This is a genomic window from Paenibacillus sp. CR_12 (genome assembly GCF_041953985.1).
GTDB lineage: Bacteria > Bacillota > Bacilli > Paenibacillales > Paenibacillaceae > Paenibacillus_AQ > Paenibacillus_AQ lautus_A.
On record NZ_JAVFHO010000002.1, the window covers coordinates 862,425 to 877,108 of the forward strand.

Sequence of the window (14,684 nt, forward strand, 5' to 3'; positions counted from 1 at the left end):
GGAAGGAGGCCGATTATGTGACAAAATGAAAACAGCGATCTAAAAATAGCCCGTATAGTGCAGCCCACAATGGTCGTCTATCTTGATTCGATTCTCCGCGCTGGCTGTAAAGGCTAAATATTGGCCCGGCCCGCAATGGATACATATCCCGCATTCATGAATACCTGCGGTGCTTACCGCTTGTTCGCATTCTTCATGCACTACGAACAAGGGTTGCGACATCTTTCAGAGGTAATCGCAATATTTCTGCTCATTCCTTTTGGTGATTTGGACCATAGGTCCGTACAACAAAAAAACCGCGATATCCGCGGTTTTCGAATGTGTTAACATACCTGCTTAATTCTTAGCGATTCTGGTCCGATCCCCGATCAGAGGGAATTCTCCGATCCGAAGCTTCGCGCTTCCGTACGGAACCAACTCCAATTCCGTAACGGGCTGGCCGTCCGTGTTCGGATGCAGCGGTGGGTTTCCGGCGTTGTTGCCTTCCATTTTCCAATCCCGGATCAGCTGGCCCTTCACCTTCACCCGTACAGGCGCATCGGCAGCCAGGAACGGTTGACGGACCACCTCCCGCTCCAGCACCTCGAACGACGTATCGGCCATCAGTCCGTATTTCCATGGGGAAGCAGGATAGAGCTCCCAATCGTGGAACATCTCACGCTGCCGGATCATCTGCCAGTTCTCCTTCACGGGCAGCACGTACACCAGCGGTCCTCTTGTAATGCTGGTTGCGTACATGCTGCGTGAATCGGTCTTCACTTCCATAGGCAGGTACAGTTCCAGCAGATCGCCATTCTGCCAGGTCTGCACGATCTCGGCATAACCGGACTCTGCCTGAATTGTCATTTCGCGCCCGTTCAAGGTAATGACGGGATGGTCGCACCAGGCCGGGATGCGCAGCGATATCCGGAATGATTCCGCGCGTTCAAGCGACAGATGGATTTGAATGCGATCCTTGAATGGATATTCGCCGGTGACCGCAATCTCAGCGGACACGCCCTGGCGGCCGACCGTTGTTCTAACCGTGCAGGGAGCATAGGAAACGGCAACTAACCCGTCCTCCTGGTCCTTCATCCACAGGTGCGAGGCCAGCTTGGGCCAGCCCTGATGCATATTGGCCGTGCAGCACCCGAAATTCGGCTCCAGACCGAATACGTTGGCATCGGGACTGTTGCTCCAAGCCCGCGGAGCGACGTTGCAGATCATTTGGTTGACCTGCTGATCATACTGATGTGAGGTCCAGTCCGCAGAGATGGCGGCAGGCAGCGCATTAAACGCGATCTTCTCCAAAATATCCCCGAAGCGTCCCTCCCCGAAAATGCGCGTCAGCTGCTCCATCGAAAACATATACTCGACGACGGCACACAATTCAACCCCTTGGCTCGGATGCGTGCCGGACAACCACTCGTCTCCCGAGAACATGCCGTGCGCTTGCCCGTGGTACGTCATCAAGGAATCGATGCCCCGGTGTACGCTTTCCCGCTCCACGGGATTTCCGTGTAATTCATACAGCACGCCCGGCGTTTTGATGCCCATCGCCACGTTCACGACATGGGTTGTCCAATCCCACTCTTCAACCTTGCGCCAGAACGGAAAATCATGAAAAATACCGCTCCAGTCCGTGGTTTGTTCCGCGATCGTATCCGCAAGCCGCAGCAGGAAAGGCTGCGCCGTTCGTTTATGCAGCCACACGATGCACAGCAGCATCTCGGCCCCCCTGGTTTTGGCCCAGCCCCGCAGCGGCTGTTCCTCGATGACCGAATGGACGTAAGTAAAGAACTTGGTCAGAAACGGAATGATGCGTTCGTCGCCCGTTGCTTCCTCATGCTGCATCATCACTTTCAGCATGATCATGTAATGCCACCAATCCTGATCCTTATCGATATCCTGATTCACGGAGGTGATGCGCGCCGGACCGAACATGCCGTTCTCCTGCTGGCTGGCAAGCGACCACTCGACCCATCGATTCGCTTTAGCGATCAAAGACTCGTCCTCCAGCAAATAAGCTAAAGGAAGCAAACCGTCGACATAATAAGGTCCCCGCTCCCAGCTCTCTCCCTGGCCGCCAAGCCATCCGTTGTCTGCTCCGACGTCCTTCCACTGTTCCTCCAGATGTCCCGTAAACCCGCTTGCTTGAATCTCCAGCTGATCCTTAAGCCAGCCGGCCGGCTTAATCGCTCTAAGCGGCAAACTATTAAAAGCCGTCTGATGCAGCATCGACTTCCACGCTCCTTGTTCTGTCTTATAGGTGCTTACTCAGGTAGAAATATATCATCTCAACCGGCGTTTCCCTATACACAGAAACAACATCTTTTTATCCGATTACAACATCATGATGGATTGAATCCGGAGCAACAAAACGATTATCATGAAGAAAAGCTAGTTGGAGAAGGAGGACCGGCCGGAGATGATTTTCCAGTTTACGGCTCCGCCATTGCCGCATTATATGATTTGCGGAGAAGATACCTACCAGGAGGGAGATCGACATCCGGATCGGTATAACATCGGTGTCTTTGATCTGATTCTCGTGACCAGAGGGGAGTTATTCCTGGAAGAGAACGGAGTATCTTACAGCATAAAGGCAGGGTATCACCTGATTCTAAGACCCGATGCCGCACACCGTACGTACCTGCCCTGTCAGGAGGAAACCCATTTTTATTGGCTGCATTTTCAGACGGTCGCACCGTGGGTTGAAGCGGAAGAACGGATCCCGTTTGCCTTATCGCAATCGGATCACCCTTATGTGCAGTTCGATAATTTCTCTTTCTATATTCCCAAGTACGGAGAACTGTCTTCGAAAGAGCAGGCCGCACGTCTGATTGAACAGCTGCAGCTGCTTCATCAATCGCCATCTTCCGCGGCACGCTGGAAACAGCAGCAGCTGATGCATGAGCTGCTGCTGCTGTTCCAAGCCGAAGAAGAAGGAATCCAGCAGATGCATCCTCATTATGCCATTGCCGAACGAACGGCCAACTATTTAAGAGCACATTACAAAGAGCCGGTCAGCTACCAGCAATTGTCCGATGCCATGCACTTTCACCAGAATTATATTTCCATTTGCATGAAAAAAACGTTCGGCTGCACGCCCCTGGAGTTTCTGACGCGGCATCGGATCGAGCAAGCAAAACGTTTGCTGATCCACACCAACGAGCCGATCGGACGCATAGCCGAGGAATCCGGGTTCGGCTCGTTTCCGTATTTCATTCGCTGCTTTGTTCGTTATACCGGGTTTAAACCCAACTCTTTCAGGCTAAAGTACCGTTCATCCCGATAGCATGCCATCGAATGCGTTAGGCCATGGGCTTGCTCAGAATACGCTTCGTACCAAGCCCCCGTCAATCCGGAGTGCCGAACCGTTGATCGCGGAGGATTTGGGACTGCTCAGGTAGGCGACGAAATCGGCAATTTCCTCCGGACGAATCAGCCGCTGAATAATGGAAGTCGGCCGATTTTCCTTCATAAACCGCTGTTCGGCTTCTTCGATGGTAAGATTCTCATCGGGATACAGCGTATCCAGCATCGTTTCGACGCCTTCCGTAAGGGTGGAGCCGGGCATAACGGTATTCACCGTGACGCGGGTTCCTGTCGTCAATTCGGCCAAGCTCCGGGAAAGGGACAGCTGCATCGTCTTCGTTGCGCTGTAATGCGCCATCTCCTGGGAAGGCATGACGGCTGCTTCGCTCGCGATAAAAATAATTCGGCCTTCATTGCGGCTGATCATGTTCTGCAAATAGTGTCGGGTTAAACGGACGCCGCTCATAATATTCGTCTCGAAGAACCTGAACCAATCCGCATCCGAAATATCGAAAAATTCGGCAGGCTCGAAGATGCCTAAATTGTTGATCAGAATATCAACGACCGGGGCGGCTTCCCTGACCTGATGGCAGCCCTCCTCGGTTCCGAGATCCGCCACGGCATAACGCAGCTCGGCATCCGGATGGACGGCGCGAATGTCATGGATCGTCTGCTTCACCTTATCCTCGTGTCTTCCATTGATAATGACCGACGCTCCTTCGGCTGCCAGCGACATGGCGATCGCTTTGCCGATGCCCGATGTCGAGCCTGTGACCAATGCGACTTTACCCTGTAAATCCAAGTTCATGATCCTCGCTCCTTTTCGTTATGTAGGAATGGACCCTCCCGATCCCCACCAGGGTGGAGAAGCTCAGGAAAGTCGCACTATTCATTACACTTATATGCTTGCGGTAAACGCCGATTTTTTTAGAAATCAAAATTGTCCGGGTCCGGTCCCACACGGTGATCCTGATTCAAGCTGTCGATGCGCTGCATATCCTCCATGGACAATTCAAAATCAAATAGATCGGAGTTCTCGGTGATCCGATGCTCTTTGGTCGATTTCGGAATCGTCACCACCCCGTTCTGTAGATCCCAACGAAGAATGATCTGCGCGATGGATTTATGATGCTTCTTCGCGATGATCTGAAGGTCCTCCTGATCCAGCAGCTGACCCTGCATTAAGGGAGACCAAGCTTCTAGCTGAATACCGTTCGCCTGGCAGTACGCCTGCAATTCTTTTTGCGTTAATCGGGGATGATATTCCACCTGGTTCACCATCGGTTTGATGTCGGTTTCCTTCATTAACTTCTCCAGATGATGGATTTGGAAATTGCTCACGCCGATGGCTTTTACGCGCCCTTGCTTGTACAACGTTTCGAGCGCCTTCCACGCCTCTATATATTTCCCTTCAACCGGCCAGTGTATAAGGTATAAGTCCAAATACTCCAATCCCAGCTTTCGCAAGCTTTCCTCATAAGCCTTCAAAGTCGATTCGTAACCCAGGTCGGCATTCCACACCTTGGATGTGACGAACAGATCTTCTCTTTTTAATCCGGCAGCTGCCAAGCCTTCGCGAATGCCCTGTCCGACACCTTCTTCATTGCCGTATATGGCGGCGGTGTCCACGCTCCGATAGCCGTGCTGAATGGCCGTACGAACGGCATTCACCAGCTCCGGTCCTTCTTCAACTTTAAATACGCCTAGTCCAAACCAAGGCATGTTAACGCCATTATATAAAGTGGTTGTATCTTGTAAGTGTTTTGCTGTCATGTTGATAAACCTCCGAATTTTTTTGGATTGTGAAAAAAATTGATGTACCTATTGTGCAGTATCTCCCATGATCCGCTCCGCCATCACCTCCCTTCATCCTAAATTGTTGTTTCATGCCGCTGGCATATCCGGCTTATCCGATTTATCCGGATTTTCCGAATCCTTTCGTTCCAGCTTCAAGCTCCATCCGGTGAGCACGACCGCACCGGCCACCATCAGGGATCCGATCCACGCCGTATGAATCAGGCCCATGGAATTCGTGATCAAGCCGCCTAAAAAAGCGCCGATGGCGATACCGGCATTAAATGCGGCAATGTTCAGCGCGGACGCCATATTCACGGCTCCGGGCGCAAAGCGCTCGGCCAGCATCACAACGTAAACCTGCAAACCCGGCACGTTCATGAACGCCAGGAATCCCATAAGAATAATCGTGATGAGTCCCGCCGTTTGAAACGGTGCGGTAAACGTAAGTGTAACCAGCACCAAGGCTTGGGCTATAAACATGTAGAGCAGGGCTTTCAGCGGGTTGCGATTGGCCGCTTTCCCGCCGATCACGTTACCGACTGCAATGGCTATCCCATAGACAAGCAGGATGACGGCCACCGTATTTTCATTGAAGCCTGTTATATCCTGAAGCAATGGGGATAAATAAGTGAAGACAACAAAGGTCCCGCCATAACCGAGAGCCGTAATCAGAAGCATGAGCAGCAGTCTTCCGTTCGTCATCAATTTAGCCTGGTCGCGGAATGAAGTGCGTTCTCCTTTAGGCAGGTCCGAAGGGACCAGGATACTATTCGCAATCAGCGCAACGATGCCGACCGCCACAATCGCGACAAAAGCAAGCCTCCAGCCCAACTGCTGACCGATAAACGTTCCGAGCGGAACGCCGGTGACCGTGGCTACGGTAAGGCCCGTGAACATAATGGAGATCGCCGATGCCCTGCGGTTCTCAGGCACCACGCTTGCGGCGATAATCGAGCCGATCGACATGAATACGCCATGTGAAAAGGCCGACAGGACCCGTGCTGCAAGCAGGACGCCAATGGAAGCTGAGCTCGCTGCCAAGCTGTTACCGATAATAAAAATGATCATAATCCAGAGCAGCAAAGTTTTCCTGGACATTCTGGACGTGAGCGACGTGAGAATCGGCGCACCGAAGGTAACGCCCAGCGCATACATCGACACGGTTAATCCGGCTGTCGTCACGGAGATATTCATATCCTCCGCAATCAACGGCAGCAGCCCTACGCTGATGAATTCCGTTGTTCCGATGGCGAAGGCACTGACGGCAAGCGCTATAAGCGCAAGCAAACTTCTTTTTTTATCTATAATCATGATGTTCCTATTTCCCCCTATCCTATTCTCTTGCTTGTATATTGTAAAAATATGACGTATGGTGTAATCCAGCCGGCAAATGCTATTATGATTCATATCATCACTTGTGTGAAGAACGTACTTTTTTGTAATGTAGGTACCTGACAGTACCCTAGGCACTTTTTGGTGCCTATCAAGAATAGGAGGCTCCATATGCAAACGAAGAAATACAATATAGCCGTCGAAGCAACATTGGAAGTGATCGGGGGCAAGTGGAAATGCGTGATCCTCTGCCATCTGACCCATGGCCGTAAACGGACCAACGAGCTGAAGCGCCTCATGCCGCACATCACCCAAAAAATGCTGACGCAGCAGCTGCGAGAGCTGGAGGAAGATGGCGTAATCAATCGCATCATTCATAATCAAGTGCCGCCTAAAGTGGAATATGAGCTCAGCGAGTACGGCAGAAGTTTGAGCGGAATTCTGGATATGCTCTGTGCATGGGGCGAAAAACATATTACGAAAGTATACGGGGACAAATTCAGCGTGCTTGAGGACAGCATCCTGAACGATAAGCTGAAAGCCGTGGACGAGCCGGCGGATGCACGCTAAATCCGGATCGCATGCCGCGATTTTAACGTGATCTTGTGATTGATTGAGCTAACACCAAGTAAATTTCTTGTCTCCTTAACAGTAATAAACCAACGGCAAGGACCGCCTGCGCGGACCTTGCCCTTGTTACATCCTGCACCCCTGTTTTTTTGCGTCACCTTGAATTTAGCAAATGATAAGAAATTTAATCATAACGCGGGTGCTATACTGATCCTGGAAAACCGTTTTCTGATACAACAGAAAGCTTTCCATAAAGATCATTCAGATGAAAGGTGTACCGATCTATGTCACAAGTTATCGCTGAAATGTCGATGTCATTGGACGGATTTATCACAGGTCCGAACCATAGCGCCCGCTTGCCCCTTGGCAAAGGCGGCGAGCGGCTTCATGAATGGATTTATGAACTCACGAGCTGGCGTGAAATGCATGGCCTGACCGGGGGCCGGTTTAACCAGGACGCGGAGCTGATAGCCGAATCCAATCGCAGAACCGGCGCTGTCGTTCTTGGCCGCACGATGTTTGATCATGGACAACCTTTTTGGGGAGATACGCCCCCTTTTCATATGCCGGTATTTATTCTGACTCATGAAGAACGGCAGGCAGAAACGAAGGATGGCGGTACGACTTATACCTTTGTCACGGATGGGATCGAACGGGCATTGGAACTAGCAAAAGCTGCGGCGGGGAACAAAGACGTCAAAATCGCCGGAGGAGCCAACGTCATACAACAATATATGGGAGCAGGCCTGCTGGATGAGCTCCTGATCACGCTGGTGCCGATCCTTCTAGGCAACGGTCAGAAATTGTTCGAACATCTCCCCTCCGATATCGAATTCGTTCGTACAACCGTCATCGAATCTCCCGGGGTTACGCATCTGAGGTACCGTCTTATTCACCGCGCCAATGCTTGATGGTTTCTGCATGGCTTGCGTTTCGTCATTTCCACGGCCAATGCAAATGGCAGCCCTCTTCCTCAGGGTCTGCCATTTCGCTGCTGCTTGAAGAGAGGATCAACGTCACCTCCATGCCGCCCGCATTTCTATCCGAGGAGCACCGATACCGCGGTTTATTTCGTTTTCTCCTTCTCTTTTTGGCTAACGATCATGTCCGTCACTTCCTCGGCCTGAGCCAGGACCGCAATGGGATCAAACGGCCAGAATCGCTTGGCATCCAGATAAAACACGCGATCCTGCTTCACCGCTTCAATCGAAGTCCACACCTTATCCTTCTTATCCATCTCGGCCCCGTTGGACTCATCAAAGAAAATATAATCGCCTGCATAATCTTTGAGCACTTCCAAGGAAACCTCCTTGTAAGTCACGTTGGCATCAATCAATTCCTTTTGGATCGCTGCCGGAGGCGTTAGTTGGAGTTCCTTATAGATGGCCAAGCCCCCGCGATAAATGCCGTCACCGTAGAGGTAGAAGGTTTTGCCGAATGCGCCGAAGATCGAGAACGTCTCACCTTCTTCCAACACACCGTTCACTTTTGTGCGCAACGCTTCAATTTTTTCATCAAAACCGGCAAGCCATTCTTTTGCTTCTTCTTCCTTGCCAAGGATTGCGCCGAGCCCCTCTACTTCTTCGTGCACGCCTCGATAGGTTTCATAAGGAAGAATGACGGTCGGTGCGATTTTGGACAATTTCTCGTATAGCTCCGGGTCCGAGTTTGCGCTGATAATCAGATCGGGGTTAAGTTCCACTATCTTCTCCGCAGAGCTTTCCCCGGTGTTCTCTATGCCATCGATCTGGTCCTGGATATGGACGTTCTCCAGATCCTTCGCGGTGGCGCCTACCGGCTTTTCTCCGAGCAGCAGCAGTGTTGGCAAGTAGGCATCCACTACAATTCGCTGAGGATCCGTCGGAATTTCGATGTCTCCGTTAATTGTCGGCACCTTTTTGGTTGTTGGGGTTGAGGCTTCGGTCTTCGGAGTATCCTTCCCTGTTGCTGTTTCGCCTGCGGAACCGGCTTGATTCGCCGTATTTCCATTCGCGCCGCATGCCGAGATGAAGATCGAGCATAAGACAAGGATGGTGAGCATGACGCGTAATTTTGACTTGAACATATTTTACAGCCTCCTAATTATGGTGTTGGTTGAATCAAGCCCCGAATTGAGCTCGATGCAAACGGCTGTATATGCCGTGCGCCGCGAGCAGATCCTCATGGGCTCCTTGTTCGGCGATGCCTTTGTCCGCAACGACCACGATGCGATCCGCGTTCTTGATGGTTGCGAGCCGGTGGGCAATCACCAGCGTCGTTCGTCCTTCCGAGAGCTCGGCAAGCGCCTGTTGAATCGCCGCTTCGGTTTCCGCATCAAGCGCGGACGTCGCCTCGTCGAGAATGAGGATCGGCGGGTTCTTGAGGAACATCCGGGCTATCGACAGTCGCTGCTTCTGTCCGCCGGACAGCTTCACGCCCCGCTCGCCAATCAAGGTGTCCAGCCCATCCGGAAGCGAAGCAACCAGCTCTTCAAGCTGGGCACGGCCCACCGCTTTCATGATGTCGCTGTCGTCAGCATCTAACCTGCCATAGGCGATATTTTCGCGGATGCTGCCATCAAACAGGAACACGTCCTGCTGGACGATGCCAATATGGGAACGAAGGGATTGCAGCGTCATGTCGCGAATATCGATCCCGTCTATCGTTATCTTTCCGGCTTCCGTGTCATAGAAACGAGGCAGCAATGAGCACAACGTGGTCTTGCCCGCTCCGGACGGCCCTACAAGCGCGACCGTTTCGCCTGCGCGAATAGACAAATGGACATCCTCCAGGACGTGGTCTTTGTTCTCGTACCCGAAGGTTACGCCATGAAAGGCAATGTCACCACGCACATGGCCGACCGGCTTGGCACCCGGCATATCCGCGACGTCGGGTTCGCTTTCCAGAAGCTCCAAATACCGCTTAAAGCCGGCGATTCCCTTCGGATACATCTCAATGACCGCATTGATTTGTTTAATCGGACCGAGGAACACGTTAGACAGCATGACAAAAGCGATAAATTCCCCGTTGGTCATCCGGCCCTCAATCACGAACCAGGTGCCGCATACCAGCACGAACAGCGAAATGAATTTCATCAGGATAAAGCTGATCGACGAGTTCCAGGCCATGATGCGGTAAGCAATCAGCTTCGTCACGCGAAAGCGGTTGTTGTTCTCGGCGAAACGCGCGATTTCATGCTCCTCATTCGAGAAGGCTTGAACCACGCGGATCCCGCTGACGTTGTTCTCCACGCGTGCATTGTAATCGGCAATATCGGAGAACATGCGCTTGAACGCCGCCGACATTTTCCCGCTGAAATACAGCGATAAATAGATCATCAAAGGAACGATCACAAACGTCATCACGGCAAGCTGCCAGTTGATCCCGAGCATGATGCCCAGCGCTCCGGCAAGCGTCATGACGGCGATGAACAGGTCTTCCGGACCATGGTGGGCAATCTCCCCGATATCCATCAGGTCGTTGGTCATTCTCGAGACAAGATGTCCCGTCTTGTTGTTGTCAAAAAAACGGAAGGATTGCTTCTGAACCCGATCGAACAGCTTTTTGCGCATATCCGTTTCAATGTTGATGCCGAGTTTATGACCCCAATACGTAACTACGTAATGCAGGAAAGAACTGACGACATAAATGCCGAGAAGCCCTAGGCAAGCGTATAAAACCCACTTCCAGTTCCCGCTTGGCAGCAAGTCGTCGATCACGCGGTTGACGGCTACCGGGAATATCAATTCCAGCAAAGCGGCAAAGATAGCGCAGCAAAAATCCAATATGAATAGCCCTTTATAAGGCTTGTAATAGGAAAAAAATCGGCGCAGCATAAGGACCTCCTTAAATCCGTAATGGCGTTAAAAAATATGCAAGCCCTTACCTGTCGCAAGATTGCGCTAGATCCCAGCGATCTTGGGCAGCTAAGCTTTTGTCCTGGAAAGCAGGTACAGGAAGTACGGAGCGCCAATCACGGCAACCACGATCCCGGTCGGAATCTCGGACGGTTGAATGATCCAGCGGCCCAAAGTGTCGGCAGTGATGACCAGCAAGGCTCCGACCAGCGCCGTTACCGGAAGCAGCATTTGATGCTTCGCACCGACCAAGCGCCTGGCCAGATGCGGCGCTATAAGCCCGACGAATCCGATGCCGCCGCTCACCGCGACGCAGGAGGCAGCCAGTCCGACCGCCGCTGCCAGCAGCTTCAATTGCTCCCTTGTAACGGAGGCTCCCAGTCCGGTCGCCGTCGGCTCTCCAAGATTGAGAACGTTCATCACCTGCGCTTTGTACATCACGAAGGGCAGCAGCACAAGCATCCATGGGAGCAATGCCAGGACGAACTTCCAGCTCGAGCCCCAGATGCTGCCTGCTAGCCAGGTGGCAACAAACTGATATTTTTCTGGGCTTAAACGTAGCGTCAGCACGATCATAGCCGCACTGATGCCGGACGCTACGGCGATTCCCGTCAACAGAAGGCCCGTCGGCTTAAAGCCCTGATTCTTCTTGTATGCCAGCACGCATATCAATGCGGCGGTGCCGCCCGCTCCAATCAGGGCAAGTACCGGCAGCAGAAAGACCGGGGCAGCCGCCGTGCTCGGGAAAAATGAAATGAACAGCATAACCATTAATCCGGCTCCCGCATTGATCCCCAAAATGCCGGGGTCCGCCAGCTCATTACGGGAAATGCCCTGCATAACGCAGCCGGATATCGCCAACCCGGCACCAATCAGAAGCGAAATGACGATCCGCGGCAAGCGGAATTCGAACAGCACCAGCTCTTGCTTGTCCGTCCCGCCGCCAAACAAGGTTTTTATGACCTCAAGCGGCGATAAGCGAATGACCCCCGTGTTCATGCTGATCAGAAATACCAGAATGATTAATGCACCCAGGACAGATAGCGTCATAATCTTGCGCTTCCTGCCTTTACGCTCGTGCATGGTATGGGTAACGGCATCCATCTACAGCTCCCTCCTTTCTTTGCGTGCCAAGTAAAGGAAGAAGGGCACACCGATCAGTGCGATGATCGAGCCCACAGGCGTCTCGTATGGGGGATTCACCATTCTTGCCGCCAGGTCGGCTATGACGACCAGCAAGCTTCCCAGTACGGCCGAGCAGGGAATGATGAGCCGGTAGTCGACGCCGACAAGCTTCCGGGTAAGGTGCGGAATCATCAGACCGACGAAGCCTACCGCACCGACAACCGAGACGGCAGCCCCAGCCAGCACCAGCACGATTACCGTACCGCCCAGCTTGACAAGTCCCGTTCGCTGACCGAGTCCCTTGGCGATATCGTCGCCGAGGCTGAGCATGGTAATGGAACGCGACAATGCAATAGCGCCCAATATAGCAGCAGCTATCCAAGGCAGCATAATTTTCAGATGAACCCACTTAATCCCCGCGGTACCGCCGGCATACCAGAACGCCATGTCCTGTCCGACCTGAAAATACAAAGCGATGCCTTCGCTCAGCGCGCTTAGCAGAGCGCTCAGCGCCGCACCCGCCAGTACGAGACGAACCGGTGTGAGACCGCCTTTTGCCATGGAACTGACTCCGTACACGAGCACGGCACCCAGGCCAGCCCCCAGGAACGAGAACAGAATCAGGTACATATACGGCAATCCCGGAAAAAATGCAAAGCAGATCGCAATGACAAATCCGGCTCCCGCATTTAATCCGAGCAGACCCGAATCAGCTAGCGGATTTCGGGTCATGCCCTGCATGATCGCACCCGATACGGCAAAGCAGGCACCCACCATCGCTCCGCCGAGGACCCTCGGCAGCCGAAGCTCCTGAATAATCTGATGCTCCGTCACATCGGGATTAAAGAAGAACACCGCTTCCCATACGTTTCGCAGATCGATGTCGGCCGCGCCGAGCGATATGGATAAAGCTATGCCAAGCACCAATGCTGCCACGCCCCCGGTAAGAATCAGGGTCGCAGCCCATGGGCGCCCTTTGATATTGGCGTGGGTCTTGGCATCCGTAATACTTGGATTGGACGTGTTTGATGACATCATTTTCCCCTCAATTTTATGATATTGATTATCATTATCATTGGTAACTATAAAATAGACACCTTTCTTCGTCCATGGACAATTTGAATTTCTCCTTGGAAAAAAGTCCATGTCCAAGTCAAGCACTTTTTTCCAGGTCTATCGCAGCAATCCGAATTAAGTGTTCGTTTAAACCCTGATTTGTTGTCTGTTGACATATAAGCCGCCGGTCCATTACAATAAATGCTAATTGAATGAGGCGATGGAGTTCGCCATAACCGCTTCCACAGCTAATGACTCCTACCAGAGGTCGCTTTCCTGGTAGGAGTCTGTTTGTGTATAGGGGGGTTAGCGGCGAATCTATAGAAACGGGTGAGCTTGCATGAAAAAAAAATGGATTGAAAGCGCCGGGAAACGGTCATTGGCCTTGTTATCCGGTTACTTCATCAAATGGGTCGTTCTGGGAAGCCTCGTGGGATTGATGACGGGCAGTGCCTCCGCCTTCTTTCTCTACAGTCTGGACTACGTAACCTCCCTTCGCTTGGGAAATCCATGGCTGTTATACCTTCTTCCCTTGGGAGGTGCCGCAGTCAGCTTCCTTTATTACAAGTTCGGCAAGAGCAGTGCCAAGGGAAATAATCTTATTTTGGAACAAATTCATGGCGGAACCGAAAGCATTCCATTGCGAATGGCGCCGTTGGTGCTGATCGGTACTTTAATCACCCATCTATTCGGGGGGTCGGCAGGTCGTGAAGGCACCGCCGTTCAGATGGGGGGCAGCTTGTCGGAGTGGCTCGGCAAACTTATCCGCGTAACGCCTGCGGATCGAAAAATACTGTTGATCTGCGGAATCAGCGGCGGTTTCGGATCGATCTTCGGCACGCCGCTGGCCGGCACGCTGTTCGGGCTTGAAGTCCTTGCCATCGGGCTGGTCTCGCATCAGGCTCTCCTGCCTGCATTCGCGGCCAGTATGGTCGGAAACCTGACCGCTACCTCTTTATGGGGCGTCAGCCATCTGCATTATCCGATCGGAGATATTCCGGCATTGGGTTTTATGGTGATCATGAAGGTCGTCTTCGCCTCATTGCTATTCGGTCTGACAAGCCGGCTGTTCAGTGAGCTAACCCATTCGCTCAAGCGGTGGTACGGTTATGTTTTTCACAATCCGATGGTCAAAAGCGCTGCAGGAGGCGTCATCATCATTGGGCTGGTCTACCTGCTCGGAACCCGCGATTATCTGGGGCTGGGCATCCCGCTGATTGAAGCGGCCTTCGCTGGCGAAGTTTCGCCTTTTGCTTTTCTGGGCAAAATTATCTTTACCTCGCTGACGCTCGGAGCAGGGTTCCAGGGAGGCGAAGTCACCCCGTTATTTGCTATCGGGGCAATGCTGGGCAGCGCATTGTCGGAGTGGATCGGATTGCATGCCCCTTTCTTGGCTGCTTTAGGTTTCATCGCGGTATTTTGCGGAGCGACAAACACCCCGATTGCTTGCTTTATTATGGGAATCGAGCTGTTCGGCGGTGAAGGCGCGGTGTATATGTTTATGGCCTGCGTCATCAGCTACCTCTTTTCCGGTCACTCCGGCATATACACATCGCAACTTATAGGCACTTCCAAACACCCGCAGCTTTCGTACCCGCCGGGCACGACCCTTGCCGGATCGAAGGCGTTTAACCAACGCAAAGACAACAAAAAGACGTCCGAGTAATCGGACGT

The 14,684-nt window shown here is 52.4% G+C and carries 12 protein-coding genes and 1 riboswitch; of the genes, 4 read left to right on the forward strand and 8 right to left on the reverse strand.

Features of this window, described 5'->3' with window-relative positions; genetic code table 11:
* Positions 1-336: 336 nt before the first annotated feature.
* A complete protein-coding gene (locus RB297_RS07565) occupies positions 337-2,217 on the reverse strand; it encodes a beta-L-arabinofuranosidase domain-containing protein (RefSeq protein WP_375120165.1) in 1,881 nt (626 codons plus the stop codon).
* Between the two features lie 190 nt (positions 2,218-2,407).
* Between RB297_RS07565 and RB297_RS07570 the strand changes: the two genes are divergently transcribed.
* Positions 2,408-3,274: a helix-turn-helix transcriptional regulator gene (locus RB297_RS07570; protein ID WP_375120166.1), complete on the forward strand. Its 867-nt coding sequence runs from the start codon at positions 2,408-2,410 to the stop codon at positions 3,272-3,274.
* Between the two features lie 33 nt (positions 3,275-3,307).
* On the opposite strand, the gene RB297_RS07575 is transcribed toward RB297_RS07570, so the two are convergent.
* From RB297_RS07575 to RB297_RS07585, 3 genes are all read right to left on the reverse strand, one after another.
* Positions 3,308-4,102, reverse strand: a complete 795-nt coding sequence (locus RB297_RS07575; protein ID WP_192571448.1) for an SDR family NAD(P)-dependent oxidoreductase — start codon at positions 4,100-4,102, stop codon at positions 3,308-3,310.
* 119 nt (positions 4,103-4,221) lie between these two features.
* Positions 4,222-5,067: an aldo/keto reductase gene (locus RB297_RS07580; protein WP_096774266.1), complete on the reverse strand. Its 846-nt coding sequence runs from the start codon at positions 5,065-5,067 to the stop codon at positions 4,222-4,224.
* Positions 5,068-5,178: 111 nt separating this feature from the next.
* Positions 5,179-6,402, reverse strand: coding sequence for an MFS transporter (locus tag RB297_RS07585; RefSeq protein WP_096774267.1), 1,224 nt, complete (start codon positions 6,400-6,402; stop codon positions 5,179-5,181).
* Positions 6,403-6,594: 192 nt separating this feature from the next.
* Between RB297_RS07585 and RB297_RS07590 the strand changes: the two genes are divergently transcribed.
* The gene (locus tag RB297_RS07590; RefSeq protein ID WP_096774268.1) at positions 6,595-6,993 is read left to right on the forward strand and encodes a winged helix-turn-helix transcriptional regulator; all 399 of its coding nucleotides are present in this window, start codon (positions 6,595-6,597) and stop codon (positions 6,991-6,993) included.
* 284 nt (positions 6,994-7,277) lie between these two features.
* Positions 7,278-7,904 (forward strand): dihydrofolate reductase family protein, encoded by a 627-nt coding sequence (locus RB297_RS07595; protein WP_375120167.1) that lies wholly within the window; start codon positions 7,278-7,280, stop codon positions 7,902-7,904.
* Positions 7,905-8,059: 155 nt separating this feature from the next.
* Here RB297_RS07595 and RB297_RS07600 read toward each other — a convergent pair whose 3' ends face one another.
* The 4 genes from RB297_RS07600 to RB297_RS07615 all read right to left on the reverse strand — a co-directional run bounded on the left by RB297_RS07600 (position 8,060) and on the right by RB297_RS07615 (position 12,989).
* Complete coding sequence (locus RB297_RS07600; protein ID WP_375120168.1) at positions 8,060-9,058, reverse strand: ABC transporter substrate-binding protein; 999 nt, start codon at positions 9,056-9,058, stop codon at positions 8,060-8,062.
* Between the two features lie 34 nt (positions 9,059-9,092).
* Complete coding sequence (locus RB297_RS07605) at positions 9,093-10,808, reverse strand: ABC transporter ATP-binding protein (protein ID WP_375120169.1); 1,716 nt, start codon at positions 10,806-10,808, stop codon at positions 9,093-9,095.
* A gap of 90 nt (positions 10,809-10,898) precedes the next feature.
* Complete coding sequence (locus RB297_RS07610; protein ID WP_375120170.1) at positions 10,899-11,933, reverse strand: FecCD family ABC transporter permease; 1,035 nt, start codon at positions 11,931-11,933, stop codon at positions 10,899-10,901.
* On the reverse strand, positions 11,934-12,989 hold the full coding sequence (locus RB297_RS07615) for a FecCD family ABC transporter permease (RefSeq protein WP_049788715.1): 1,056 nt from the start codon (positions 12,987-12,989) through the stop codon (positions 11,934-11,936).
* A gap of 228 nt (positions 12,990-13,217) precedes the next feature.
* Positions 13,218-13,278, forward strand: a riboswitch (Fluoride riboswitch).
* A 72-nt stretch (positions 13,279-13,350) separates the two neighbouring features.
* Between RB297_RS07615 and RB297_RS07620 the strand changes: the two genes are divergently transcribed.
* A complete protein-coding gene (locus tag RB297_RS07620; RefSeq protein WP_375120171.1) occupies positions 13,351-14,676 on the forward strand; it encodes a voltage-gated chloride channel family protein in 1,326 nt (441 codons plus the stop codon).
* Positions 14,677-14,684: the final 8 nt, after the last annotated feature.

Coding starts and splice junctions, on each gene's coding strand:
- RB297_RS07610 (WP_375120170.1), bottom strand. CDS start 11,933: ATGGATGCCGTTACCCATACCATGCACGAGCGTAAAGGCAGGAAGCGC.
- RB297_RS07605 (WP_375120169.1), bottom strand. CDS start 10,808: ATGCTGCGCCGATTTTTTTCCTATTACAAGCCTTATAAAGGGCTATTC.
- RB297_RS07600 (WP_375120168.1), bottom strand. CDS start 9,058: ATGTTCAAGTCAAAATTACGCGTCATGCTCACCATCCTTGTCTTATGC.
- RB297_RS07570 (WP_375120166.1), top strand. CDS start 2,408: ATGATTTTCCAGTTTACGGCTCCGCCATTGCCGCATTATATGATTTGC.
- RB297_RS07620 (WP_375120171.1), top strand. CDS start 13,351: ATGAAAAAAAAATGGATTGAAAGCGCCGGGAAACGGTCATTGGCCTTG.
- RB297_RS07565 (WP_375120165.1), bottom strand. CDS start 2,217: ATGCTGCATCAGACGGCTTTTAATAGTTTGCCGCTTAGAGCGATTAAG.
- RB297_RS07595 (WP_375120167.1), top strand. CDS start 7,278: ATGTCACAAGTTATCGCTGAAATGTCGATGTCATTGGACGGATTTATC.
- RB297_RS07615 (WP_049788715.1), bottom strand. CDS start 12,989: ATGTCATCAAACACGTCCAATCCAAGTATTACGGATGCCAAGACCCAC.
- RB297_RS07575 (WP_192571448.1), bottom strand. CDS start 4,102: ATGAACTTGGATTTACAGGGTAAAGTCGCATTGGTCACAGGCTCGACA.
- RB297_RS07585 (WP_096774267.1), bottom strand. CDS start 6,402: ATGATTATAGATAAAAAAAGAAGTTTGCTTGCGCTTATAGCGCTTGCC.
- RB297_RS07580 (WP_096774266.1), bottom strand. CDS start 5,067: ATGACAGCAAAACACTTACAAGATACAACCACTTTATATAATGGCGTT.
- RB297_RS07590 (WP_096774268.1), top strand. CDS start 6,595: ATGCAAACGAAGAAATACAATATAGCCGTCGAAGCAACATTGGAAGTG.